The organism is Sandaracinus amylolyticus (assembly GCF_000737325.1).
In the GTDB taxonomy this organism is placed as follows: Bacteria; Myxococcota_A; Polyangia; order Polyangiales; family Sandaracinaceae; genus Sandaracinus; species Sandaracinus amylolyticus.
Genome location: NZ_CP011125.1, coordinates 1,246,803 through 1,269,241, shown reverse-complemented (window position 1 = coordinate 1,269,241; position 22,439 = coordinate 1,246,803). Strand labels below are relative to the sequence as shown.

General features: G+C 70.6%; 18 protein-coding genes. 11 read left to right on the top strand and 7 right to left on the bottom strand.

Annotation, left to right across the window (positions count from 1 at the left end):
- Position 1: 1 nt before the first annotated feature.
- From gspD to DB32_RS05220, 4 genes are all read right to left on the bottom strand, one after another.
- Positions 2-2,629 (bottom strand): type II secretion system secretin GspD, encoded by a 2,628-nt coding sequence (gspD, locus tag DB32_RS05235; protein ID WP_075097453.1) that lies wholly within the window; start codon positions 2,627-2,629, stop codon positions 2-4.
- A gap of 36 nt (positions 2,630-2,665) precedes the next feature.
- Positions 2,666-3,646 carry a type II secretion system protein GspC gene (gene gspC, locus DB32_RS05230; protein WP_053231320.1) on the bottom strand — a complete coding sequence of 327 codons (981 nt, stop codon included), beginning with the start codon at positions 3,644-3,646 and terminating at the stop codon, positions 2,666-2,668.
- Between the two features lie 227 nt (positions 3,647-3,873).
- Entirely contained in the window at positions 3,874-4,833 is a 960-nt protein-coding gene (locus DB32_RS05225; protein WP_053231319.1) for a hypothetical protein, read from the bottom strand.
- A 21-nt stretch (positions 4,834-4,854) separates the two neighbouring features.
- Entirely contained in the window at positions 4,855-6,282 is a 1,428-nt protein-coding gene (locus DB32_RS05220; protein WP_157068743.1) for a sigma-54-dependent transcriptional regulator, read from the bottom strand.
- Positions 6,283-6,485: 203 nt separating this feature from the next.
- Between DB32_RS05220 and DB32_RS05215 the strand changes: the two genes are divergently transcribed.
- Positions 6,486-7,154: a hypothetical protein gene (locus DB32_RS05215; protein WP_053231317.1), complete on the top strand. Its 669-nt coding sequence runs from the start codon at positions 6,486-6,488 to the stop codon at positions 7,152-7,154.
- A gap of 39 nt (positions 7,155-7,193) precedes the next feature.
- Positions 7,194-7,973 carry a phytanoyl-CoA dioxygenase family protein gene (locus DB32_RS05210; protein ID WP_053231316.1) on the top strand — a complete coding sequence of 260 codons (780 nt, stop codon included), beginning with the start codon at positions 7,194-7,196 and terminating at the stop codon, positions 7,971-7,973.
- Here the strand turns inward: DB32_RS05210 and DB32_RS05205 are convergent.
- Positions 7,960-8,988, bottom strand: coding sequence for a PA0069 family radical SAM protein (locus DB32_RS05205; RefSeq protein WP_053231315.1), 1,029 nt, complete (start codon positions 8,986-8,988; stop codon positions 7,960-7,962). The two genes, DB32_RS05210 and DB32_RS05205, sit on opposite strands and share 14 nt — an antisense overlap.
- A gap of 181 nt (positions 8,989-9,169) precedes the next feature.
- On the opposite strand from DB32_RS05205, the gene DB32_RS05200 reads away from it, so the two are divergent.
- Both DB32_RS05200 and DB32_RS05195 read left to right on the top strand, forming a co-directional pair.
- Complete coding sequence (locus tag DB32_RS05200) at positions 9,170-9,763, top strand: hypothetical protein (protein ID WP_053231314.1); 594 nt, start codon at positions 9,170-9,172, stop codon at positions 9,761-9,763.
- A gap of 21 nt (positions 9,764-9,784) precedes the next feature.
- Positions 9,785-11,401, top strand: coding sequence for a nitroreductase family protein (locus DB32_RS05195; protein WP_053231313.1), 1,617 nt, complete (start codon positions 9,785-9,787; stop codon positions 11,399-11,401).
- Between the two features lie 505 nt (positions 11,402-11,906).
- Here the strand turns inward: DB32_RS05195 and DB32_RS05185 are convergent.
- The gene (locus tag DB32_RS05185) at positions 11,907-12,959 is read right to left on the bottom strand and encodes a PDZ domain-containing protein (protein ID WP_053231311.1); all 1,053 of its coding nucleotides are present in this window, start codon (positions 12,957-12,959) and stop codon (positions 11,907-11,909) included.
- 8 nt (positions 12,960-12,967) lie between these two features.
- On the opposite strand from DB32_RS05185, the gene DB32_RS47965 reads away from it, so the two are divergent.
- From DB32_RS47965 to DB32_RS05155, 6 genes are all read left to right on the top strand, one after another.
- Entirely contained in the window at positions 12,968-13,528 is a 561-nt protein-coding gene (locus DB32_RS47965) for a hypothetical protein (RefSeq protein ID WP_169791346.1), read from the top strand.
- Positions 13,513-15,075, top strand: coding sequence for a GMC family oxidoreductase N-terminal domain-containing protein (locus DB32_RS05175; protein ID WP_053231309.1), 1,563 nt, complete (start codon positions 13,513-13,515; stop codon positions 15,073-15,075). The genes DB32_RS47965 and DB32_RS05175 overlap by 16 nt, the downstream gene beginning before the upstream one ends.
- Before the next feature lie 197 nt (positions 15,076-15,272).
- Positions 15,273-15,941 carry a hypothetical protein gene (locus tag DB32_RS05170; RefSeq protein ID WP_053231308.1) on the top strand — a complete coding sequence of 223 codons (669 nt, stop codon included), beginning with the start codon at positions 15,273-15,275 and terminating at the stop codon, positions 15,939-15,941.
- Positions 15,931-16,569: a hypothetical protein gene (locus DB32_RS05165; RefSeq protein WP_157068742.1), complete on the top strand. Its 639-nt coding sequence runs from the start codon at positions 15,931-15,933 to the stop codon at positions 16,567-16,569. The genes DB32_RS05170 and DB32_RS05165 overlap by 11 nt, the downstream gene beginning before the upstream one ends.
- Positions 16,566-18,569, top strand: a complete 2,004-nt coding sequence (locus DB32_RS05160) for a TonB-dependent receptor plug domain-containing protein (RefSeq protein WP_083457152.1) — start codon at positions 16,566-16,568, stop codon at positions 18,567-18,569. The genes DB32_RS05165 and DB32_RS05160 overlap by 4 nt, the downstream gene beginning before the upstream one ends.
- A gap of 28 nt (positions 18,570-18,597) precedes the next feature.
- Entirely contained in the window at positions 18,598-19,440 is an 843-nt protein-coding gene (locus DB32_RS05155; protein ID WP_053231305.1) for an Fpg/Nei family DNA glycosylase, read from the top strand.
- A gap of 8 nt (positions 19,441-19,448) precedes the next feature.
- Here the strand turns inward: DB32_RS05155 and DB32_RS46420 are convergent, their stop codons facing one another.
- The gene (locus tag DB32_RS46420) at positions 19,449-20,351 is read right to left on the bottom strand and encodes a hypothetical protein (RefSeq protein WP_157068741.1); all 903 of its coding nucleotides are present in this window, start codon (positions 20,349-20,351) and stop codon (positions 19,449-19,451) included.
- 705 nt (positions 20,352-21,056) lie between these two features.
- Between DB32_RS46420 and DB32_RS05145 the strand changes: the two genes are divergently transcribed.
- The gene (locus DB32_RS05145; protein ID WP_053231303.1) at positions 21,057-22,433 is read left to right on the top strand and encodes a CmpA/NrtA family ABC transporter substrate-binding protein; all 1,377 of its coding nucleotides are present in this window, start codon (positions 21,057-21,059) and stop codon (positions 22,431-22,433) included.
- The last annotated feature ends 6 nt before the right edge of the window (positions 22,434-22,439 follow it).

Genomic DNA, 22,439 nt, shown 5'->3' with positions numbered 1-22,439 from the left:
TTCACTGCTGGGGCGGAGTGACCTCGACGGTATCGGTCGAAGGGCTCGGCTCGGGCGGCGTGACCTGGACCTCTGCGGGGGCCGACTCCCCTTCCGGACCGATGATCACGACGCCGCCGCTGGTGCCGCTGTCGAATTCGGCCGCACCGAGCGGGGCGCGCGGGCGGTGCTCCGGCGGCGGCCGGCTCCGCAGCTCCTCGGCGAGCGCTCGCTCTTCGTCGAGCGCGTCGAGCTCCATGAAGATCTCGCCGAGCAGGCCTCGCGTTCGCGAGTAGTCGAGCGGCGGGTCGTAGTCGTGATCGCCGAACACGAAGTAGCGATCGATGAACTCCTGACGCTCGCGCATCTTTCGCTCGAAGATCGCGCGCAGATCGTCGGGCGTGCGGATCACGTACGGCGTCAGGAAGAGCAGCAGGTTCGTCTTCTGCGTCTGCCGCGACGTCTGGCGGAAGAGCGCGCCGATGATCGGGATGTCGCCGAGGATCGGGATCTTCGTCTCGGTCGTGCTGATGCGGTCGCGCATGAGGCCGCCGATCACGACGGTCTGCTGATCGCGCACCAGCACCTGCGTCTTCGCGATGCGCTGCTGGATCGGGATCGCGCCGAGGTTGCCGGGCAGCGCCTCGCCCGCTTCGGAGATCTCTTCCTCGATCTCCATGCGGATCTCGCCCGCGTCGTTGATGTGCGGCGTGACGCGGATGATCGTACCGACCGACTGGCGCGCGAGACCTCCGCCGAGGCCTCCGCCGAGACCGCCCGCGAGGCCCGCGAGCGCGCCGAGACCGCCCGCGGCCTGGCCCGTCGCGCCCGCGCCGGTGAGCCCACCGAGCGCGCCGAGCCCGCCTGCGCCGCCGAACGGGATGCCCGACGTCTGCAGCGGCACGTTCGCGCCGACGTTGATCTCGGCCTCGGTGTTGTCCATCGCGATGAGGTGCGGCGTCGCGAGCACGTCGACGTCGCTCGACGTCGCGAGCGCGTTGAGCACGACACCGAAGCTCGGCACCGAGATTCCGACGCCGGGCACGGTGAACGAAGGACCGCGCACACCGAGCGCGAGACCCGTGAGCGTGTCACCGGCGAGCGCGCTGGCCGGGAACCCGATCGAGCTCGCCGCGCCGAAGCCGAGCACGGAGAGGCCCTGGCCTTCCACGCCGCCGACCTCGAGCTCGGGCTCCGGCAGACCGCCGTGGTAGCTGAGGCCGAGCTTCGTCGTGCGCGAGATCGACAGCTCCATCACGACGGCCTCGATGAAGACCTGTCGCGGCACCACGTCGAGGCGATCGATCACCCGCCGCAGCGACGCGTAGTCCTGCGCGGTCGCGGTGATCAGCAGCGAGTTCGTGTCCTTGTGCGCGGTGATCGAGATCTCGGCGCCCGAGAGGCCCGCGACCGCGCCCGCACCGCCGCCGCCTTCCGCGGCCGCGCGGCGCGGCGCCTTGCCCTCGCCCGCGCCGCCGCCACCACCACCACCGCCCTCGATGAGGCCCGAGAGCACCTCGGCCATCACCTCGGAGTCGGCGTACTGCAGGCGATAGATGTGCACGCCGCCCTCGCCCTCGACGGGCTGATCGAGCACGCGCAGGACCTCGAGGATGCGCAGATAGGCGCGCTCGGTCGCGACGATGATCAGCTGGTTGCTGCGCTCCTCCGGGATGATCGACGTGACGCGCGACTCGCCCGTCCGCGATCCCACCGTCGCTGCGCCCTCGCCGCCGCCCTCGGCCGCGCCTTCGCGCGTCACCGGTGCGCGGCCCGCGCGCGGCGTCGGTGCGGCAGCTCGTTTCGTCGCGCCTCCACCGCTGCCTTCGCCCTCGGTCGGGAAGATCTGCTGCAGCGTCTCCGCCATCTCCGCGGCGGGCGCGTAGTGCACGGGCTCGATCCAGATCTGCTCGCCCGTCCGCGGGATGTCGATCTCGGTGAGGATCCCGAGCATCCGCCGGATGTTCGCGCCGGTGTCCGTGATGATCAGCGTGTTCGTCGGCGCGTACGCGGTGATGTCGCCCGCTTCCGTCTTGAACCGCGAGAGCAGCGTCGCGACGTCCTCGGCGCTCACGTTCTCCACGCGCACCATGCGCGTGACGTAGCGATCGTCGGCCGGCGTGGTCTGCCCGTCCTGGTACACCTGCAGGACCTTCTGCGGGGTCGCGCTCGACTCGACGATCTTCAGGTACCGGCCCGCGGGCTCGAGCATCAGGCCGTTGAGCGTGAGGATCGAGAGGAACGCCTGGTACGCCTCGGCCGCGGTGACGTCGGTCGGCGAGTAGATCGTCGCCTTGATGCTGCGGCCCTTGCTCGGGAGGATGAAGCGCTTGCCGGTGATGCGCGCGATCAGGCGCACGAGGTCCGGCAGATCCGCGTCCTCGAGGTTGAACGACACGCGCGCGCCGGGCGGCGTCGGGCGCACCTCGCTCTCCTCGAGCCCCGTCTCGAAGGGCTGGATCTTCGAGGCGCCTCCCGTGCCTCCGCCCTCGGCGGGCGGTGCCTCGGGCGGCGTCACGCGCGGACGCGGGCTCGTCACCGGTGGGCGCTCCTGCGCGCCGGCGGTCTGACCGCCGATCGCGAGGCCCAGCCCGCTGATCATGATCGAGGCCGAGGTCAGGAGGATGGGCAGTGCGAGACGAATCCTCACTCGTGACTCCTTCGAACGGGCGCGGCTCCGCTGAGCTCAGCGGATCTGGTAGTCCATCGTGACCGGCTGACCTCGACGCTCGATGCTGAGCGTCAGCCGATCGGCGCTGCGCAGGCGCGTGTACGCCTCGAGCACGCTGTCGGGCTCCGTGAGATCGAAGCCGTTGATCGTGCGCAGCATGTCGCCGTTCTGGACGCCGAGGCGGCCCAGCAGCGAGCTGCGGCGGATGCCGTAGATCTTCACGCCGACGACGCGGCCGTCGACCTCGTGCGGGATGACGCGCGCGGTGCGCATCAGCTCGGCCTGGTTGGCGAGCAGGCGATCGACGAGCGTGCGGTTGATCGCGTAGCTCGTCTCGCTGATCTGCTGGATGTTCGAGTCGAGCTCGGAGGTCTCGATCCCGGGCGTGCCCGGCGTCGCGGCCTCGGGCGTCGCGACGACGACGGGCTCCGCGGGCTGCGCGCGCGGCGCGGCCGCGACCGGTTGCTCCGCGAACATCGAGAGCGAGCACAGCGGCTGTCCGCTCGGGCGCAGCACCACGCGCGAGCGTCCGATCGCCACGACCTCTCGCTCGTCCACGCGCATTCCCACGGCGTAGAGCAGCGACGTGCCGGTCGCGTTCGTGATCGCGGCGAACGACTGATCGGGCTCGTTCGGGCGGTAGTAGCTCGCGACGAGGCGGATCGATCCTTCGCACGGCGGCGCGGTGTTCGGGTCGCCGTCGACGACCGGCGCGATCTCTTCTTCCTCGGCGGTCTCGGGCGGCGGCGGAGGCGGCGGGTCCCAGCTGATCGAGCCGGTCTGCGAGTCGAAGATGTTGCGCTCGAGGATCGCGCGGCCCATCGCGGTCAGATCGCGCGCCGACGTGGTCACCGCGCGGCGCGGGCCGCGGGCGCGCGGCGAGTCGTCTTCGCTCGGCGGCGAGTCGAGCACCGCGGACGCGACGAGCTGCGTCGATCCCTGCGCGATCAGGAACGACGTCGTCGTCAGCGTCGAGAGGACGACGGCCAGGAGCAACCGCTTGTGCGTGGGTTCGAGTGCCACTGGTTCCTGAGGGTCGCCGCGGGGGAGGAAAGCCGCCCGGCGGGCATAGCAGCGGCCGTGCCTAGCTCAGCTGATCCAGCAGAGCCAGTGATCGGCGCGGATCACGCGCGCGGCGCGGACGCGGCGCGGACAAGATGACAGCGTGAGCAGGTGAGAGAACGCCGACGCTGACAGATTGGCAACCGGTCCGTCGGGCACGATCAGTACGTGCACGCGGGGTCGAGGAGGTCGACGCGGGCGAGCGCAGGCATGGCGCCTTCGGGGGCCGTGACGTAACCCCGCCCGTCGGGCAGCCACGCGACGGCCTCGCTCTGGAGCTCCGGCTGGGTGCGCATCCGGAGCGGCGCGCGCGCGAGCGCGTCGGACCACGGCTCGCTCCCTTCGCGCGTGAAGAGCCGCAGCGCGCCGTAGCTGCGCACCAGCAGGCTCCTGCCGCTCGGCGAGAGATCGGCGGCGGTCGCCGAGGCCGAGCCCGGCGCGAGCGTGACGGTCGCGATCTCCTCGAGCACGCGCGACGTCGCGTCGGGCGCAGGCGTGCGGAACAGCGTCGAAGGTCCTTCGTCCTCCTTCGAGAGCAGGAAGAGAGCGCCCTCCGGGTCGACGAAGATCGCCTCGCAGTCGTGCGGCGCGCCCGGGTACGTGAGCGTCGTCGTGGTCGCCGTCAGCTCGATCGCGCCGCTCGGCGGGACGGAGGGCTCGGGGAAGTGGTGCACGCGCACCTCGGCGCGCGGCGCGCCGCTGCCATCGCGCGCCGCGTTGTCTCCGACGTCACCGACGAACACCGAGGGCGCTCCGTCGGCGGCCGGGCCGACCGCGATGTCCTCCCAGTCGACGCTCGACGCGCCGGTGAGCGTGATCGTCGCGACCACGCGCGCGCTCGCGTCGATCACGTAGACGTGCGGCCCGTCGCCCGAGTCGTTGTGCGCGTAGAAGAGCCCGGGGTGGAGGCGGCTCGCCGCGAGCCCGGAGAGCTCGGCGAGGCGCGCGTCGTCGACGCGTCCGAGCACGGTCGGCGCCGACGTCGCCGCGCAATCGGGCGCGCGCGCGTCCTCGAGCGTGCTCGACGCGTCGGGCTCCGTCGCGCGGTCGGCCTCGCACGCCGCGAGCGCCGCGCAGAGCGCGACACGCATCCATGGCTTCGATGGCAGCACGTCGATCATCGCGCGCGAGGGTACCGGAGCTCACTCGGCCGCGTCGGGCTCGTTCAGGTCCGCGAGCTTGCGGTAGATCGTGCGCGCGCTGATGCCGAGGAGCTGCGCCGCGAGCTGCTTGTCGCCGCGCGTGTGATCGAGCGTCGCGCGGATCACGCGGCGCTCGATCTCCTCGAGCGGCGTGCCCATCGAGAACGAGAGATCGCTCCCGCGCCGCTCGGCCTGCGTGATCTGCGACGGCAGATCCGCGAGCGTGAGCGTCGCGCCGCGCGAGAGCACGACCGCGCGCTCGATCACGTTCTCGAGCTCGCGCACGTTGCCGGGCCACGAGTAGTCCTGGAGCTTCTCGAGCGCCTCGCGCGCGAGCTCCATGCGCGGCTTGCCGTTCTTGCGGCAGTAGACCTCGAGGAAGTGATCGACGAGCAGCGGCACGTCGCCCTGTCGGTCGCGGAGCGGCGGGCTCGTGATCGCGATGACGTTGAGCCGGTAGTAGAGGTCCTCGCGGAAGCGCTGCTCGGTGATCAGCTGGCGCAGGTCCTTGTTCGTCGCGGCGATCAGGCGGAAGTCCGCGCGCCGCGTGCGGCCGCCGAGCGGCTCGTACTCGCCTTCCTGCAGCAGGCGCAGCAGCTTCACCTGCACCTGCGGGCTGAGCTCGCCGATCTCGTCGAGGAAGAGCGTGCCGCCCTCGGCCTGCGCGACGCGCCCCTCGCGCTTCTGCACCGCGCCGGTGAACGCGCCCTTCTCGTAGCCGAAGAGCTCGCCCTCGACGATCGTCTCGGGCAGCGCCGCGAGGTTCACCGCGACGAACGCGCCGCCGCGCCCGCTGCGCTCGTGGATGGCGCGCGCGAGGAGCTCCTTGCCGGTGCCGCTCTCGCCGAGGACCAGCACGTTCGCGGTGCTCGGCGCGGCCTGGTACGCGATGTCGAGCGCGCGGCGCAGCGCGGGCGACGATCCGATGATCGGCCGCACGCCACCCGAGCCCGACTTCAGTGCGGAGAGCTCCTGCTTGAGCGTGCGGTTCTCGGCGACGAGCGCGTGGCGCTCCGCCGCCTTCTGCACGGTCTTCACCATCTGCATGCGCTTGAGCGGCTTCTCCACGAAGTCGTAGGCGCCCGCGCGCATCGCCTCGACGGCGGTCTCGATCGTGCCGTACGCGGTCATCAGCACGACCTCGGCGTCGGGCGCGACGGTCTCGAGCGCCTTCAGCAGATCGATGCCGCTCATGCCCGGCATCATCAGGTCGGTCACGACCACGTGGACGCGCTGCGCGCGGCACACGTCGAGCGCGCGGCGGCCCGACTCCGCGGTGAGCACGCGGAAGCCCTCGCGCGCGAAGATGCGCTCGAGCGCCTCGAGGTTCTCGCGCTCGTCGTCGACGACCAGGACCGTCGTGGAGGCGTTGGCGGCCGAGGGCGTGGGCGCGGCCGGGACCGGGGTCGTCGTCGAGCTGTCGTTCATGCGTGCCACCTCGTCAGGGAGCGGTGCCACCATGACAGACGCTGACGTTCTGTCTATTCCGAGCAGCCGGATTCGCGGAAATGCCTGCAATTCCGCGTGACAATCTGGGCGCCCAAACCGACCGAGGTTGAGGTCCGACCGCGTCGGGGTGCGTGTCGCCCAGGAAGGGGCGTATATGTGCAAGCGTATCGGAAGGGCACCCGATGAAAGTCCGCGACCGCATCCTGGTGATCACCGACCTGATGCTCGGCGCGCTCTACGCCGACGCGACCATGACCGGCGAAGAGGATCGCGCGGTCCGCGAGCTCCTCGCGAAGCTGCTCCTCTGTCCGCCCGACGCGCTCCCCGAGCACGTCGACGCGCGCATCCGCGGCTTCTCGCTGATGGAGTTCGACATCGAGCTCGCCGCGCGCGACTTCCTCAAGGACCCGCCCATGAAGAAGCGGCGGCTGCTCGAGCTCATCGCGTCGCTGACCGACAAGGACGGCACCGACCTGCGCGAGGACGAGTACCTGCGCGACCTCGGGCAGTGCCTCGGCATGCAGCCCGACGAGTACGCCGACATCGTGCTGAGCTACGAGATCGAGTCGCTGCGCGAGAGCTTCGACATGATCCGCCTCGGCGACGAGATCACCGGGCCGATCAAGCTCGGTCGCAACCCCGAGGACGATCTGCCGCGCTGGCGTCGCAAGGCGCTCCGCCAGCGACGCGAGAGCGAGCGGCACATGCAGGTCCAGAAGGCGGCGGCCGAGGAGCAGAGCCCGCCCAAGGAACAGATCGCGCCTGCCGTCACCGAGCGGCGCGATCCGACCGGGCCGCGCCACAAGACCGTGCCTCCGCCGATCCCCGAAGGCGCACGCAAGAAGGGCTGACGTCGTGGACACAGGACGCGCAGCTGCTAGCGCGTCGTGATGCTGCGCGACTCCGACATCGAGCACTTCGTCACCGAGGGCTTCGTGCGCGTCGACGACGCGTTCCCGCGCGCGATCGCCGACGAGGCGCGCGCGATCCTGTGGAACGAGACGGGCTGCGATCCGAACGACCGCACCACGTGGACGCGCCCGGTGATCCGACTCGGCGGCTACGCGCAGCCGCCGTTCGTGAAGGCCGCGAGCACGCCGACGATCTGCGCTGCGCTCGACCGCATCGTCGGCGAAGGCCGATGGGTGCCGCTGCGCGGGCTCGGCACGTTCCCGATCCGCTTCCCGTCCGAGGTGTCCGCGGGGGACGACGGATGGCACGTCGACGTGAGCTTCGCGCTGCCCGAGGACGACCCGAACGACTTCATGGGATGGCGCGCGAACGTCGCGTCACGCGGGCGCGCGCTGCTCGCGCTCTTCCTGTTCTCCGACGTCGGCGAGGACGACGCGCCGACGCGCATCCGCGCGCGCTCGCACGTCGATCTCGCGCGGCGGCTCGCGCCCGCGGGCGAGCGCGGGATGACGCTGCGCGAGCTCGCGGCGAACGACTTCGCGGAGAGCGCGACGCGCCCCGAGGTGCTCGCGACCGGGCCCGCGGGCACGGTGTACCTCTGTCATCCGTTCCTCGTGCACGCAGCGCAGCGACATCGCGGCACGACGCCGCGCTTCCTCGCGCAGCCTCCGGTGTTCCCGAAGCAGCCGCTGCGCATCGACGACGCGGCGAGCGCGCCGGTCGAGATCGCGATCCGCGAGGCGCTCAGAACAACGTGAGCTGCTTCTTCGGGCGCTCGAACGTCGTCGGCGGATCTTCGTCGGTGTCCATCGCGGTGCTGCGGCGATCGAGCCCGAGGCGCCGCAGGTGCGTCTCGAAGAGCTGCTCGATCATCCTCCAGCGCTCGCCGCGCCCGACCTGACGCAGCCCGAAGTCGCTCTCGTACATGCGCCCGCCGCGCATCTCGCGGATCGCGTTCATCACCTTCGCGTGGCGCATCGGGAGCGCCTGCGCGAGGCGCTCGTCGAACACCGGGAGCACCTCGCTCGGCAGGCGCAGCAGCACGATGAACGCGTGGCTCGCGCCGCAGTCCTTCGCGCGCTCGAGGATCTCCGGCATCTGCGAGTCGTTGAGCCCGGGAATGACCGGCGCGAGCGACACGCCGCAGGGCACGCCCGCGTCGGCGAGCATCTTCAGCGTCTCGAAGCGCTTGCTCGGCGGTGACGCCCAGGGCTCGATCGCGCGCGCGTCATCGTCGCTCGCGAACGCGATCGACATCGTGACGCGACAGCGCGTCGTGCGGGCGAGCGCGGCGAGCACGTCGAGGTCGCGCCGGATCACCGAGCCCTTCGTGATGAGCCCGACCGGGTTCTTGTACGCGAGGCAGAGCTCGAGCAGCGCGCGCGTGAGCCGGTACTTCGCCTCGAGCGGCTGATAACAGTCGGTGTTGCCGGAGATCGCGATGGTCTCCCCGCTCCACGAGGGACGATCGAACGCCTCGCGCAGCAGCTCGGGCGCGTTGATCTTCACGACGATCTTGCGATCGAAGTCGGTGCCCGCGCCGTAGCCGAGATATTGGTGCGAGGGGCGCGCGTAGCAGTACGCGCAGCCGTGGTAACAGCCGCGGTACGGGTTGATCGACCAGCGGAAGCCGACGTCGGGGCTGTCGTTCTCCGAGAGGATCGACTTCGCGCGCTCTTCGATCGGTGTGAGCTCCGCGAGCGGCGCCTCGCCCTCGTAGTCGATCTCCGTCGAGGAGAAGCGGTTCGGCGGGTTCTGCACCGAGCGCGGCATGGTCCACGAGCGTGGCGACAGACTGAACGAATGTCCAGATGCGAACGCGCGCCCACGTCGGAGCAACGAGATCGACGGTTCACGATCGTGTGATGCGATGTTCTCGAATTGATTTGTGCGACTGATTTCGCGATTTGTTTCTCCCGTCTGAGATGGCGCGCAGCGTGCTGAGCGAGCGCGCATGCTCCGCGCGCTGGTGATCGCCTCGGTCTTGCTCGCCGCTCCATCGCTCGTGCGCGCGCAGGACGCGCCGCCTGCGGACCCGACCGGACGCGCCGTGACGCTGCGTCTCGGGCTCGGCGCGAGCGGCATCGTCGGGCCCGATCGCGCGGGGATCACCGGCCACGTCGGGGTGCAGATCCCGCTCGTCGAGTGGGTCTCGATCGACGTGCTCGCGCACCTCGGAGTCGACCCCTGGGACGCGCGAGGGCGCATGTGGATCGCGCTCGCGGCGGGCGTGCGCGGCGAGCTCCCGATCGACGCGTGGAGGCCCTATCTCGCGGCGCGCATCGCGCACGTGCACGACGCGCCGCTGCACGCGTGGGGCGATCACTTCGGCGAGACGCTCGCGGGCGATCCCGCGCACGGCCTCGGGCACCTCACGGCGCTCGGCGGCGCGATCGGCGTGACGTGGGAGGTGCCGGGCACGCAACGGCGCTTGGTGCTCGGCCTCGAAGGAGAAGCGCTGGGTCTCATCCACGGCAGCGCGCACCACGGGCGCTCGCCCGACGCGTGGGTCGGTGGATCGGTGTCGGTCGGTTGGCAGCTCTTCTGATCGCGACGCACAAGCACACGCATGGATCGCGATGCGCGGATCGCGCGTGTGCTGCGTTATCACGAGCGCACGATGCATCGATATCCGGGCGGCTATGCGCGCTCGCTCGGACACCTCGACTGGGCCACTCAGCCGGATCCGTTCCGCGCCTACGAAGGCGCGCCGATCGTGCTGCTCGACGAGATCGCGGTGGGCGCCGGACACGAAGCGACGTGGAGCGCGGTGCGCGATGCGACGATCACGCCCGCGCCGGTCGATGCGCGGACGATCGCGCAGCTCTTCTACGACGCGCTCGCGATCTCCGCGTGGAAGCAGGCAGGTCGCTCGCGCTGGGCGCTGCGCTGCAATCCGTCGAGCGGGAACCTGCACCCGACCGAGGCGTACCTGCTGTGCGACGCGTTCGACGGGCCGGGGCTCTTCCATTACGCACCGCGCATGCACGGGCTCGAGCGCAGGCGCGACCTCGACGTGGAGGCGTGGCGCGCCCTCGCGCCGGACGGCGGGATGATCGTGGGGCTCGCGTCGATCGCGTGGCGCGAGGCGTGGAAGTACGGCGAGCGCGCGTTCCGGTACTGCATGCACGATGTCGGGCACGCGATCGGCGCGCTCGCGATCGCGGCGCGACCGCTGGGGTGGTCGGTGCGCGTGATCGAAGGCGTGGACGATGCACGGATCGCGCGCCTGCTCGGGCTCGAGGAGAGCCGTGGCGTCGAGTCGGAGCGGCCCGACGTGCTGCTCGCGATCGATCCGCAGGGCTCGCGCGGCGCGCTGGACGTCGCGTGGAGCGACGACGTCGTGGGCACCGCGTGCGCCGGCGTGCTGCGCGGCGTGGCGAATCGTTTGAGCTCCAACCATCAGCGCTGGGACGTGATCGACGACGTCGAGGACGCGAGCCGTGAGGACGGCGCAGGCGAGGCGCACCCGGCACCGCCGGCGCTGGTGCGCTCGAACCACGACGGCCCGTCTCCGTCCGCGCGCCTCCTCGCGCGCCGGCGTCGCAGCGCGGTCGAGATGGACGGCGTCACGTCGATCTCGCGCGATGCGTTCTTCCGCACGATGCGCTCGCTCGTGCCCGCGCTGACGCCCGCGCTGCATCCGCTGCCGTGGGCGCCCGAAGTGCATCCGGTGGTGTTCGTGCACCGTGTCGAGGGCCTCGAGCCCGGGCTCGCGATCCTCGTGCGCGACCCCGCGGCCGAGCCCTTCCTGCGCTCGCGGATCGCGCTCGCCGACGAGTGGGTCCGCCTGCCCGGCGCGCCCGACGATCTGCCGCTCTACGGCATCGCGCAGGGCGATGCGCGCACCATCGCGCGCGCGCTCACGTGCCATCAGGACATCGCCGCCGATGGCGCATTCGCGGTCGCGATGCTCGCGCGGTTCGCGCCGGTGCTGCGTGCGCGTGGTCCGTCGTGGTACCGGCGATTGCACTGGGAGGCGGGGCACGTCGGACAGCTGCTCTACCTCGAGGCCGAGGCGCACGACGTCGCCGCGACGGGCATCGGGTGCTTCTTCGACGACGGCATCCACGAGCTGCTCGGGATCGAGTCCGACGATCTCCGCGCGCTCTACTGCTTCACCGTCGGAGGCGCGGTGAACGATCCGCGCATCCAGACGCAGCCCGCCTATTCGGAGCGCGGCTGAGCACCCGGCGGTCGGCCGCCCGGTCCTAACGTCCGAGCGCTTCCGTCCGGGACCGCCCGGACGAGCACTCCCGCAGGGTGTCGCAACTGCCACGCTCGCACTGTCCTCGCGCATCGCACGCGCCGACTTCGTACGTGCGCGAGACCTGGCGCCGACCGTCGCACTGTCCGTCGCCGTCCTGATCGCGACACGGGCCGGGGCTCGAGACCCACGTCTGCTCGGTGACTCGGCACACCTGGCGCGCGACGCACGTCGCGGAGCCACCGCACTGCGCGTCGCGCGTGCACGGCCGCGGCACACAATGCATGCCGCCGTGGCGAGACTCACCGCGCAGCGCGGCGATCTCGTGCGCAGGGCACGTCGGAGGCGGAGGGATCGAGTCCGCAGCGACGCGCGCCGCGAATACGACACCGACTGTCATGATTCCGAACGCGAGGAACGCTGCGGAGACGCGCGACATGCGATCACGTTCGCCGGGCGCCGGCGGAAGAGCAAGACCGCCCCGTCAATCACGCACGTGATAAACGTGCACGCGCTCTTGGCCGCGGCGCTCGATGCGCACGACGAAGAGGTCGCGATCGCGCTGATCTCGATATGCCTCGAGCACCCGAGCGGGAGTCACGCTCGGCGCGCCGTTCACGTCGAGGATCATGTCGCCGTTCTGGATGCCCACCGATCCGAGCGGGCTCGCGCGACGGATCCCGTAGATCCGGAACCCGAACATGCGTCCGTCGCGCTCTTGCATGATGAAGCGCCCGTGCAGCTGCTCGATGGCGCGCTCGAAGTGCGCGCGACGGACCTCGTAGGTGCTCGGCCCGAGCAGACGGACGGCGTCGTCGGGACGCGCCGTGAGCGCTTGGCCCATGAACGTCGTGTCGGGCGCGCTCGTCAGCGCGTCGACGTGCACGACCGGCAACGTTCGTGCGGGCGGCGCGGCCACCACCGTCGGCTCTGCGCGCCGCGCGCGATCGTGGGTCCCCGCGGGCGTCATCATCGCGACGGCGACGCTCGCCGCGCCCCCCGCGAGCGCGCCTGCCACGCCCGCGGTCGCGAGCCGCGCGAGCAGGGTCGGCGCCTCGACGGGGCAGTCCGCGGTGATCACGCGTCCATCCGCGCGACGCCGCAGCCGCACGCACGGGCTCTCGTCGGCGCGCGCGAAGAGCGCCTCGGCCTCGGCGCGGGTCATGCGCGCGAGGTCGTACACCTCGCGGTCGCAGCGCTGACAACGACGCACCACGTCGTCGCCCTGCATGTCCTCCCAGCGCGCCTTGCACGGGCGGGCGATCTCGAGCGACTCGAGCATCGGGCGCGCCTCGTCACGAAGCACGTCGTCGATCACCGAGAGGCGACGTGCGACGCGATCGCGCCGCGCGACCGCGCGCTCCGCCTCGTCGAGCTCGCGCGCGAGGGCGCGCCGTCGCCAGACGAGCGCGTCGTGACGATCACGATAGGGCGCGTCGACAGAACGTCGCGGGTCGCGCGCCGCGGTAGACGACGTGTCACTCGGCGAATCGTCGAAGTCATCGTTCTCCTCGAATTCCGGGGGATGTTCGGGCATGACGCGCGGTGATTCGCACGACGCGTGCCGCACTGGTCGAACGACGTTCAATCGCGATCGCGGTGCGACTACACTCCGCGCTCGTGTCTCTGGACGCCGCTCCGGCCCCGACGCCGGATCCTTCGCACGCACCGCTCGCACGACCTCGCTCGGCGAGCGCCATCCCGGCCGAACGCCCCGGCCTCTCGGCGCGCGATCGCGACAACGCGCGCGCCCTCGCCGAAGCGCTCTGGACGCGCGACGGAACGAGCGCGCCGCCGAGCGAGCGACTGACCTGGTTCGTCGACGACCTCGGCGACTTCATCGGTCACCTCAACACGCGCGCGCGTCTTCTCTTTCTCGCGTGCCTCACCACGATCACGTGGGCCGGGCCGCTGCTGATCGGACGCCTCGGCCGGCTGCGCTCGCTCTCGATCGCCGATCGCGTGCGCGCGGTGCACGCGGTCGAGAAGAACCCCGTCGCGAGCCTCGCGCTCTTCGCGGCGAAGGCGATCGTCTCGATCGTCTGGTACGAGCACCCCGACAACGCGCGCGAGATCGGATGGGATCAGCGATGCAAGCGGTCGTGAGGGAGCACTTCTCGCCGCTCTCGGTCCACGAGGGGCGCGCGCACGCCGGCGACCTCGAGCGTGACTGCGACGTCGTCGTCGTCGGCTCGGGCGCGGGCGGCGCGACGGTCGCGACCGAGCTCGCGCTCGCGGGCCAGCGCGTGATCGTGATCGAAGAAGGACGTCACGTGCCCGCCGATCAATACGGCGCGATGCGGCAGAGCGAGTCGCTGCGGCACGTCTGGCGCGAGGGCGGCCTCACCGCGGCGTTCGGGATCGGCGGCGCGCCGACCGTGAACGTCACGATGGGCAAGGTCGTCGGCGGCTCGAGCGTGTGCACCGGCGGCGTGTGCTTCCGCGTGCCCGGCTTCGTGCTCGACGAGTGGTCGCGCGAGATGGGCATCCCGGGCATGACCGCGACGGGGCTCGATCCGTTCTACTCGCACGTCGAGAAGGCGATCCACGTCGAGGAGGTGCCGGTCTCGATGCGCTCGCGCTCGACCGAGCTCTTCGCGATCGGCGCCGAGAAGCTGGGGAGACCGGTGAAGCCGATGCGCCGCAACACGCGCGGCTGCGACGGCTGCGGTCGCTGCAATTTCGGCTGCCCTCACGTCGCGAAGCTCAGCGTCGACGTGTCGTATCTGCCGCGCGCGATCGCGGCGGGCGCCGAGGTCTGGTCGCAGTGCCTCGTCGAGCGCGTGCGCGTCGCGAATGGACGCGCGATCGGCGTCGAGGGTCGGCTGCTCAACGGACCGCGTGGCGCCAAGGGTGGTCGGCTGCGGGTGCGCGCGAAGCGCGTGGTGGTCGCGTGCGGAGGCATCCACACGCCGGTGCTCCTGCAGGCGAGCGGGCTCGGCGGCATCGGAAGCCACGTGGGCAAGCACCTCACGCTGCACCCGGGGTTCCGCGTCTACGCGCGCTTCGACGAGAAGGTGCGCGGATGGGCGGGCGCGATGCAGAGCGCCTACTCCGACGCGCTCGAGCACGAAGGCATCACGATGAACTCGCTGTTCGTGCCCGCGAGCGTGATCGCCGCGACGATGCCTGGCGCGGGGCCCGATCACGTGCGGCTCGCCGAGCAGGTCGGGCAAATCGCGATGTTCGGCGCGATGGTGCACGACGAGGGCGGCGGATACGTGGTGCGCAATCCGTTCGGGCGCGAGCCGCTCGTGCTCTATCGCTGCTCGAAGAAGGACGTCGGCGCGTTCTGGAAGGGCATCCGCGCGGTGGGCGAGACCTTCCTCGAAGCGGGGGCGAAGGAGCTCTTCCTCCCGATCCTCGGCAGCCACGGGCTCACGCCGGATCAGTTCCGCGCGCTCGAGCTCGAGCGAACGCCGGTGACGCGCCTCGAGTGCGCGTCGCAGCACCCGCTCGGCACCGCGCGCATGGGCACCAGCGCGGCGCACGGCGCGGTCGATCCCTGGGGCGAGAGCTGGGACGTGAAGGAGCTCTTCGTCGCCGATGCGAGCATCTTGCCCTCGAGCCTCGGCGTGAACCCGCAGCTCACGGTCATGGCGATGGCGACGCGCATCGCGTGGCACCTGCGGGAGCGAAAGCTGCCGAGCTGAGGGAACTGCTCAGCACTGAGAGTACTTGGCAGTCGCGAGACCACCGACTGCGCACAGGTGCGAGCGAAATTCGAGTGACGCTCATTATTCGGATCGTCACGGTTTCGTTTCGTGCATTCTGAGCCCGTCTCGTGAGCGCGACGCGCGTTCGGTGAGGGGATCCGAGCGCGGCGCGCACGGCGGGCGAGGTGTTTCCGATGAACCGACTCTCGACGAACCGATCGATCGGCTCGTTGCTGTGCATCGCTGCGCTCGCGGGGTGCGGAGCGCCCGACGAAGGCGGGCGCGACATCACGGAGTGGATGGGCGACGACTACCACTTCGAAGCCGTCGGGTTCCTCCACGGCGAAGAGCTCGACATCTCGCTGGGCGCCAGCGCCGCCGACTCGACGCTGCTCTTCTGCACGCGCGAGTACACGGTGCCGCAGGCGGCGGACGGCACGCCTCGATACGATCAGGGCCAGCTCACGGAGCTGAAGATCAACGCGTTCGTCGAGGTCGAGGGCGAGCGCCGGCAGATCGAGCTCGAGCTGAAGCGTCACGATTTCCAGGCGGACGCGGTCGGGACCGAGACTGCGATCGTCCCGCGCACCGCGACCGGCGAGCCCGGCGCGAGCGAAGCCTGGCTCGAGTGGGAGTGGCACGACGAGTCCGACGCGACGACGTTCGAGGCGGCGGGCCAGACCGGCACCGTCGTCCTCGAGCTCTACGACGGTCAGCCCGACGAGACCGGGCTCGTGATTCCCGACGGCATGGGCGCGGTCGGCGTGCACTGGACGGCCCGCTGGTCGGAGACCGAGGAGATCCGTGGCTCGTTCACCGTTCCTTGCACGACGAGTGTCGTCGTCGAAGTCGTTGCACCGTAGTCCGCTCCTCGCCGCCGCGAGCGTCCTGCTGGGTGCGTGCGTCGCGCCCTTCGAGACGCAGTCGGCATACGAGGAGCAGGCCTATCTGTGCGATGACCCGGACGCGTTCGACGCGCGCGTCGAGGAGTGCCGACTGGCACGCTCGCGCGGGGAGCCCTGCGGCGGCGTCGTCAGTGTGCGTGGCAGTCTGCAGTCGACGCAGATCGTCGTGGAATCGGAGATGACGAGCTCGATCGTCGGATTGCGACAGGTCGACGGATCGATCTGGCTCGACGAGATCGAGGCGACCGGGCCGACTCCGTACTTCTTCCTCACTCTACAGATGAAGAGCGTCGGTGGCGTGGTCGGTGCGGCGCCGGTCGCCGATGATCGTGTGCTGGCGTTCGATCCTGCGGCGGAGTCGCGCGCCGACCACCTCGCCGACGAGCGCGTCGACATCGCGCTGCGCATCAGCAACGGCGCCGAGAGCGTCGATCTCACGGGAGGCGCGGCGGACGGCACGGTGACGGTCACGCAGCGCGCCCGTGGGGAGCTCGCCGGTCGTTTCGAGGGGAGCTTCGGCGATCCCGAAGATCGCGCCGAGGGCTGCTTCCACGTCCTCGGCCTCGACGTGCGGATCGTGCGATGAAGAGAGCCCATCTCGCGCTCTGTCTCGTTCTGTCTCTCTGCGGGAGCGTCGGAGTCGCGCACGCTCAGCCGGGCGCGGGACGCGAGGAGATGGAGGTCGACGACTACGCGGAGCTCTCGCTCGAAGAGCTGCTGGGTGACGTCGTCTCCGCGTCACAGCGCCGAGAGAGCCTGTTCCGCGCGCCTGCGAACGTGACCGTGATCGAGCCCGACGACATCCGCGCATCGGGCGCGCGCAGCGTGCCCGAGCTGCTGCGCAGCGTGCCGGGCGTGCAGGTGATCGCGACGGCGCCGGGCAACTACGTCGTGTCGATGCGCGGAATGGGCGGTCTCACCGGCAACAACCTCGTCGTGCTCCTCGACGGAGTGCAGCTGAACAGCCCGGTCGACGGCGAGGTCGACTGGTCGACGCTTCCGGTCAGCATCGACGACATCGCGCGCATCGAGGTGGTGCGCGGCCCGGTCAGCCCGATCTACGGCGCGAACGCGTACACCGGCATGATCCGGATCGACACGACCGCGCTGCCCGAGGCCGAAGAGGCGCGCGCGGGCGCGCGGGTCGTGGGCGGAATCGACAGCACGCTGCAGCCCGCGGGAGAGGTGTCGGCGTGGTTCCGCGGCCGCCGCGGACCGGTGTCGGCGAGCGTGCAGGCGCACGGCACGCTCGACGATCACTTCCGCCCCGGCGAGACGCTCGATCAGCCGGGGCTGCGCGCGCTGGGGCTCGGCGCGCGGCTCGGCGTCGCCCTCGAGGAGCGAATCGATCTCACGCTCGACGCAGGCGCCGCGATGAGCGAGCGCAGCGCGCTCGACTACCTCGTGCTCGAGCCCGAGCCGCAGCTCTCGGCGCGCGGCTACGGCCGGCTCGCGCTGACGATGCGCGAGCTCGCGCCGGAGGTGCCGCGCCTGAGCGTCTGGACGCGCGGGCGCTGGTCGGTCCGTCGCGCCGACGACGAGCAGTACACCGGCTTCAGCTACGACGACACGAACGCGCTCGACGGACAGATCGGTGCCGATCTCGAGCTCGCCCTGCCCTACGAGATCGACGTGCTCGTCGGCGCCGACGCGGGCGGCACCTACGTGGACGCGCCGTTCGTGCATCCCGACGAGAACGGCGTGCTGCGCGGCAGCGTGGGTGTCTACGTCAATGCCGACATGGACATCGCGGAGATGTTCAACATCGGCGCGGCGGTGCGCACCGACGTCTCGCCCTTCGCCGACGGACCGCAGGTGTCGGTGCGCGCGTCGGCGATGTACTTCCAGCCGAACTTCTCGATTCGCGTCATCGGCGCGAGCGCCTATCGCAATCCCACCTACGTCGAGGTGGCCAGTCGATTCCGCGATCCGAGCACGGACATCATCCTGCTCGAGGGCACCGCGGGCCTCGCGCTGCCGCGCGTCGACTCGCTCGAGGCGATCGTCGCGGCGGGCTTCGATGGCCGGTTCTCTCTGCGCGCGAGCGCGTACGTGGCGCGCGCGCTCGATCTCGTGGTCGGCGACTTCACGCCGCTCACGCGCAAGACGTTCCGCACCGACGACGACGAGACGGTGTTCGCCGGCGGCGAGATCGAGCTCGACTGGACGATCGCCGACGACATCACGCTGCGCCTCGGCGGCGCCGCGGTGGGCTTCCTGACGACGCCCGACGATCCCGCGGTGACGGTCGGCGTCGCGGAGCACAACTCGCTGATCACCGCGACCGCGGAGCTGCGCGGCCGCGTGCCCGAGGCGCGGCTCGATCTCGCCGCGGGCGCGACGTTCTTCTCGGAGCGCCAGTACGACGTGCGCGTCGGGCTGCCTCCGCAGCTCGTGCGCATCGACGTGCCACACGGCGCGCGGCTGCACGGCACCGCGTCGTGGCGGCCGGTGCAGGAGATCCCGCTCGATCTGCGGCTGATCACGGTGGTGCACCTGCCGCACGAGCTCGTGGAGTCGCCGCTGCCGTCGGCGGGACGGCTCGGCAGCCGCGTGCTCCTCGGCGTCGACATCCAGACCGACTGAGGCCCCCGCGCGCGCTACTCTCGCGCGCATGCCGGAGCTTCCCGAGGTCGAGCACGCGCGACGTCAATTCCTCGCCGTGCTCGGTGAGCACGAGACGATCATCGAAGCGCGCGCGTCCGATCCCATCGTCGTGCCGATGTCGCACGACGCGTGGCGCGACGCGCTCGTGGGGCGACGCATCGAGAGCGCGTCGCGCGTCGGCAAGAACGTGCTCGTCGCGCTGAGCGGCGATCACGCGATGTGGTTCCACCTCGGCATGACCGGACGCCTCGTGCGCCAGGGTGCGAAGGACGAGAAGATCGACGAGCAGACGGGACTGCCGCGCTTCACCAAGTGGTGGATCAAGACGAAGCGCGCGACGCTCTGCCTCGCCGACGCGCGCCGGCTCGGGCGCTGCATCGCGGGATCGCGCGAGGACGTGGTGCGCGACGGCAAGCTCGACGAGCTCGGTCCGGACGCGCTCGCGATCGACTCCGTCGATGCGCTGCGCGCGCGCGTCGAGCGCGCGAAAGGGCCCATCAAGGCGGCGCTGATGGATCAGTCGCGCATCGCGGGCCTCGGAAACATCCAAGCGCTCGAGACGCTGTGGCGCGCGAAGCTCCATCCCGAGACGCCGGTGCCCGCGCTGAAGAGCGATGCATGGAAGTCGCTCTACGACGCGATGCACGAGTCGCTCGATGCCGCGCTCGAGACGATGCGTGACACCGACGAGGTCGTGTACGTCGAAGCGGGCGGGCCCAATCCGTTCCTCGTCTACGACCGCGAGGGCGAGCCGTGCCCGCGCTGCGGAACGAAGCTCGTGCGCGAGGTGACGCGCGGACGGTCGAGCTATCTGTGCCCGAAGTGCCAGAAGAAGCCGCGCGCGAAGTGACGTCCAGCTCACCGTAGGTGATCGAGATCGCACTCGCCGTGAGTGCGCGGCCCCGAAGCGAGCCGCTCGTTGCAGGCGTGCGGCGCGCGCGGCCCGCCGAAGCAGCCTTGCACGAACAATCGCCACCCGAGCTGCGCGCAATATCCGAGGAACGGCCATCCGACCGCACCTCGCACCCGCCCTTCGCTCGATTCGTAGTCGGCGAGGATTGGATACGGGCCTCGCGGCGAAACGCCGCCGACCTCGAGCCCCGGAATGTGCGCCATAGCGCGATCGCTCTCCGACACCCGGTCGTACCCTGCCGGAAGCTCGCCGAGCAGTCCCTCTGCGATGGCGATCGCCGTCGTCCTCGTGGAATCGACTGCAAGCCATCCGACGCTGTGATGCGTCGCTTGCATCGCGCGCGGCACATGGCGCCTGACCACTTGATGCAATGCAACCGTCGGGGTGTCGCCGATCACGACGAGCTCTGCCGAATCCCCCGGCCCGATGTCGAGCGGACCACCGAGGCGCATCAGCACCCCGTGTCGGAACTGCACTCTCCACCGGAAGAGCACGTCTCGCCCGAGCACGACGTCGATCACGTCGCTCGCGAGCGCTTGCTCCTCATCGAGAGCGCGCGCGAAGTACGGCACTCCCTCGACCGACACGTCTCCGATCTGCAGTCGATCGAGCACTCCGCTCGCCGACACGCGTCGACGTGACAGCTCCGTCACGTGCTTCGTCGTGTCCACCAGCGCCAACGCGGGTGCGCGGTCGATCATCACCGCGACAACCGGAACCGAGGCGTCGCTGCGCAGCGGCACCTCGGCACACGGGGCTCCGCTCACCTGCCAAAGCGGACGCCCCTGTGCGGCGCGCGCGACTTCCACGATCGAGCGCGCCTCTTCGTCGCTCGCGAGCGCGGGCATCGCGGCGATCGCGGCCGCCTCGTCCCACCGATCACGCGTGAGGTGCGCACGCACGGCGACGCGCAGCAGCTCGGGATCGCGCGAGTCTCCGACGAGGTCGATCGCTTGATCGGCGCAGTCGATCGCCAGCGCCGCTCGTGCCCCGAGCGCGCGCAGCTCGGGAACATCCGATGGGGTGTGACGCGCACGCCACGCTTCGGCCGCCGTCGACGAGACTTCGCCGCGAGCCCACGCGAGCCTCGCGCGCTCGAGCGGCGTCGTGGACCGCGAATCATCGCGCGGACGAGCTGTCGACTCGCCAGGCGCTGCAAGCTGCGACCGCGGTGGCGCGGTCGTCACACCGGCACACGCGATCGCGGACACGACGACGACGATTGCCACGCCGAGCGCGCGCAGGTCGGAGAAGATCCACGACGTCACACGAGCGATGTTATCGCGAACGGTCGACGTGGCGTCGAAGCGTCTCGCGCGCGGGTGACGCGACTTCGTCACTCGCGCACGTCCCAAAGCGCGACTCACACACGTACCACGCGACTATCGACATGATCTAGATCATGTCGGCTTTTTGCTCGTCGGAAAGACGCCGGAAACGCGCGCTCGCCATGATGGCCGCGAGCTCCACGAACGATTGCGCGTGGAGAGTCGCTCGACGCCGGCCTGGCGACGGGTGTGTTCGTTCTTCATTCGACGAGGGGGACTTCGCTCATGTCCGATTCGCGTTCCGGCGGCGCCGACGAGGCGCAGCGCCGAAGGTCTCGTCGTGCCTCGCGCAAGCTCGCAGATCGCGCGCTGCGACGCCGCGAGTTCCTGAAAGTCGCGGCGACTGCCGCGTCGACGCTGGCGATCGGTGGCAGTGCGCTCGGTTGTTCGGACGGCGATCCCGCGGCACAGCCGCCGCCGACGGCGCCCGCTGCAGCGCCCGCCGCCGGCGGCGCCAGCGCGCCCGAGGTGAGCGCGATTCGCTTCGGAATCATCGCGCTCACCGACTGCTCGCCGATCGTGATCGCGCACGAGCGCGGGATCTTCCGACGGTATGGCATCGAGTCGAGCGTGGTGAAGGGTGCCAGTTGGGCCGCCATCCGCGACTCGCTCACCAACGGCGACATCCAGGCGACTCACATGCTCCTCGGGATGCCTCTCGCGTCGACGATGGGCATCGGCGGATCGCCCCGGGTCCCGATGGTCGTGCCGTGGCTCCTCAATCGGAACGGACAGGCGATCACGCTCGCGAACACGTTCCGGGGCAGCGTTCGCGGCGACGCCGCCGCGCTCAAGCCGCTCGTCGACGAGGCGAGAGCAGCCGGCAATCCGATGACCTTCGCGATGACGTTCCCGCCCGGAACGCACGCCATGTGGATGCGCTATTTCCTGGCGTCGGGCGGCATCCATCCCGACCGCGACGTCGCGCTCGTCACCGTGCCCCCCGCGCAGATGGTCGCGAACATGCGCATCGGACGCATGCACGGATTCTGCGTCGGAGAGCCCTGGAATGCGCGCAGCATCGCGGACGGGATCGGCTACACCGCGATCACCACGCAAGAGATGTGGCGCGATCACCCGGAGAAGGTGCTCGCGTTCCGCGAGGACTTCGCCGAGCAGAACCCGCGGACGGTGAAGGCGATCCTCAAGGCGATCCACGAAGCGAGCGTGTGGCTGGACGACCTCGCGAACCGTCCCGAACAGGCACGCATCGTCTCGCAGACCACGTACATCAATTGCGCGCCCGAGCTCATCCTCGGGCGACTGCAGGGCCACTACGACTACGGCGATGGGCGCACGCTCGAAGATCCGAGCTACATGATCTTCAGTCAGCGTGGCTGCAACGCGCCGCAGGCCAAATACGCCTCGTGGTTCCTCAGCCAATTCCGGCGCTGGGGACTGGTGCAGGGGCGCCCCGACTACGACGGTGTCGCACGCCGCGTGATGCGGATGGACCTCTACGCCGAGGCGATGCGCGAGCTCGGCGTGGCGGTGCCCGAGCCCGACGTGCGTCCGGAGACGTTCTTCGACGGCAACGTCTTCGATCCGGCCGATCCCGAGGGCTACGCGACGTCGTTCCCGGTCCACGCGCTCGCAGGCTGATTCCAA

Coding starts and splice junctions, on each gene's coding strand:
- DB32_RS05225 (WP_053231319.1), bottom strand. CDS start 4,833: ATGATCGACGTGCTGCCATCGAAGCCATGGATGCGTGTCGCGCTCTGC.
- DB32_RS05220 (WP_157068743.1), bottom strand. CDS start 6,282: ATGAACGACAGCTCGACGACGACCCCGGTCCCGGCCGCGCCCACGCCC.
- DB32_RS05215 (WP_053231317.1), top strand. CDS start 6,486: ATGAAAGTCCGCGACCGCATCCTGGTGATCACCGACCTGATGCTCGGC.
- DB32_RS05210 (WP_053231316.1), top strand. CDS start 7,194: ATGCTGCGCGACTCCGACATCGAGCACTTCGTCACCGAGGGCTTCGTG.
- DB32_RS05205 (WP_053231315.1), bottom strand. CDS start 8,988: ATGCCGCGCTCGGTGCAGAACCCGCCGAACCGCTTCTCCTCGACGGAG.
- DB32_RS05200 (WP_053231314.1), top strand. CDS start 9,170: ATGCTCCGCGCGCTGGTGATCGCCTCGGTCTTGCTCGCCGCTCCATCG.
- DB32_RS05195 (WP_053231313.1), top strand. CDS start 9,785: ATGGATCGCGATGCGCGGATCGCGCGTGTGCTGCGTTATCACGAGCGC.
- DB32_RS05185 (WP_053231311.1), bottom strand. CDS start 12,959: ATGCCCGAACATCCCCCGGAATTCGAGGAGAACGATGACTTCGACGAT.
- DB32_RS05175 (WP_053231309.1), top strand. CDS start 13,513: ATGCAAGCGGTCGTGAGGGAGCACTTCTCGCCGCTCTCGGTCCACGAG.
- DB32_RS05170 (WP_053231308.1), top strand. CDS start 15,273: ATGAACCGACTCTCGACGAACCGATCGATCGGCTCGTTGCTGTGCATC.
- DB32_RS05160 (WP_083457152.1), top strand. CDS start 16,566: ATGAAGAGAGCCCATCTCGCGCTCTGTCTCGTTCTGTCTCTCTGCGGG.
- DB32_RS05155 (WP_053231305.1), top strand. CDS start 18,598: ATGCCGGAGCTTCCCGAGGTCGAGCACGCGCGACGTCAATTCCTCGCC.
- DB32_RS46420 (WP_157068741.1), bottom strand. CDS start 20,351: ATGCCCGCGCTCGCGAGCGACGAAGAGGCGCGCTCGATCGTGGAAGTC.
- DB32_RS05145 (WP_053231303.1), top strand. CDS start 21,057: ATGTCCGATTCGCGTTCCGGCGGCGCCGACGAGGCGCAGCGCCGAAGG.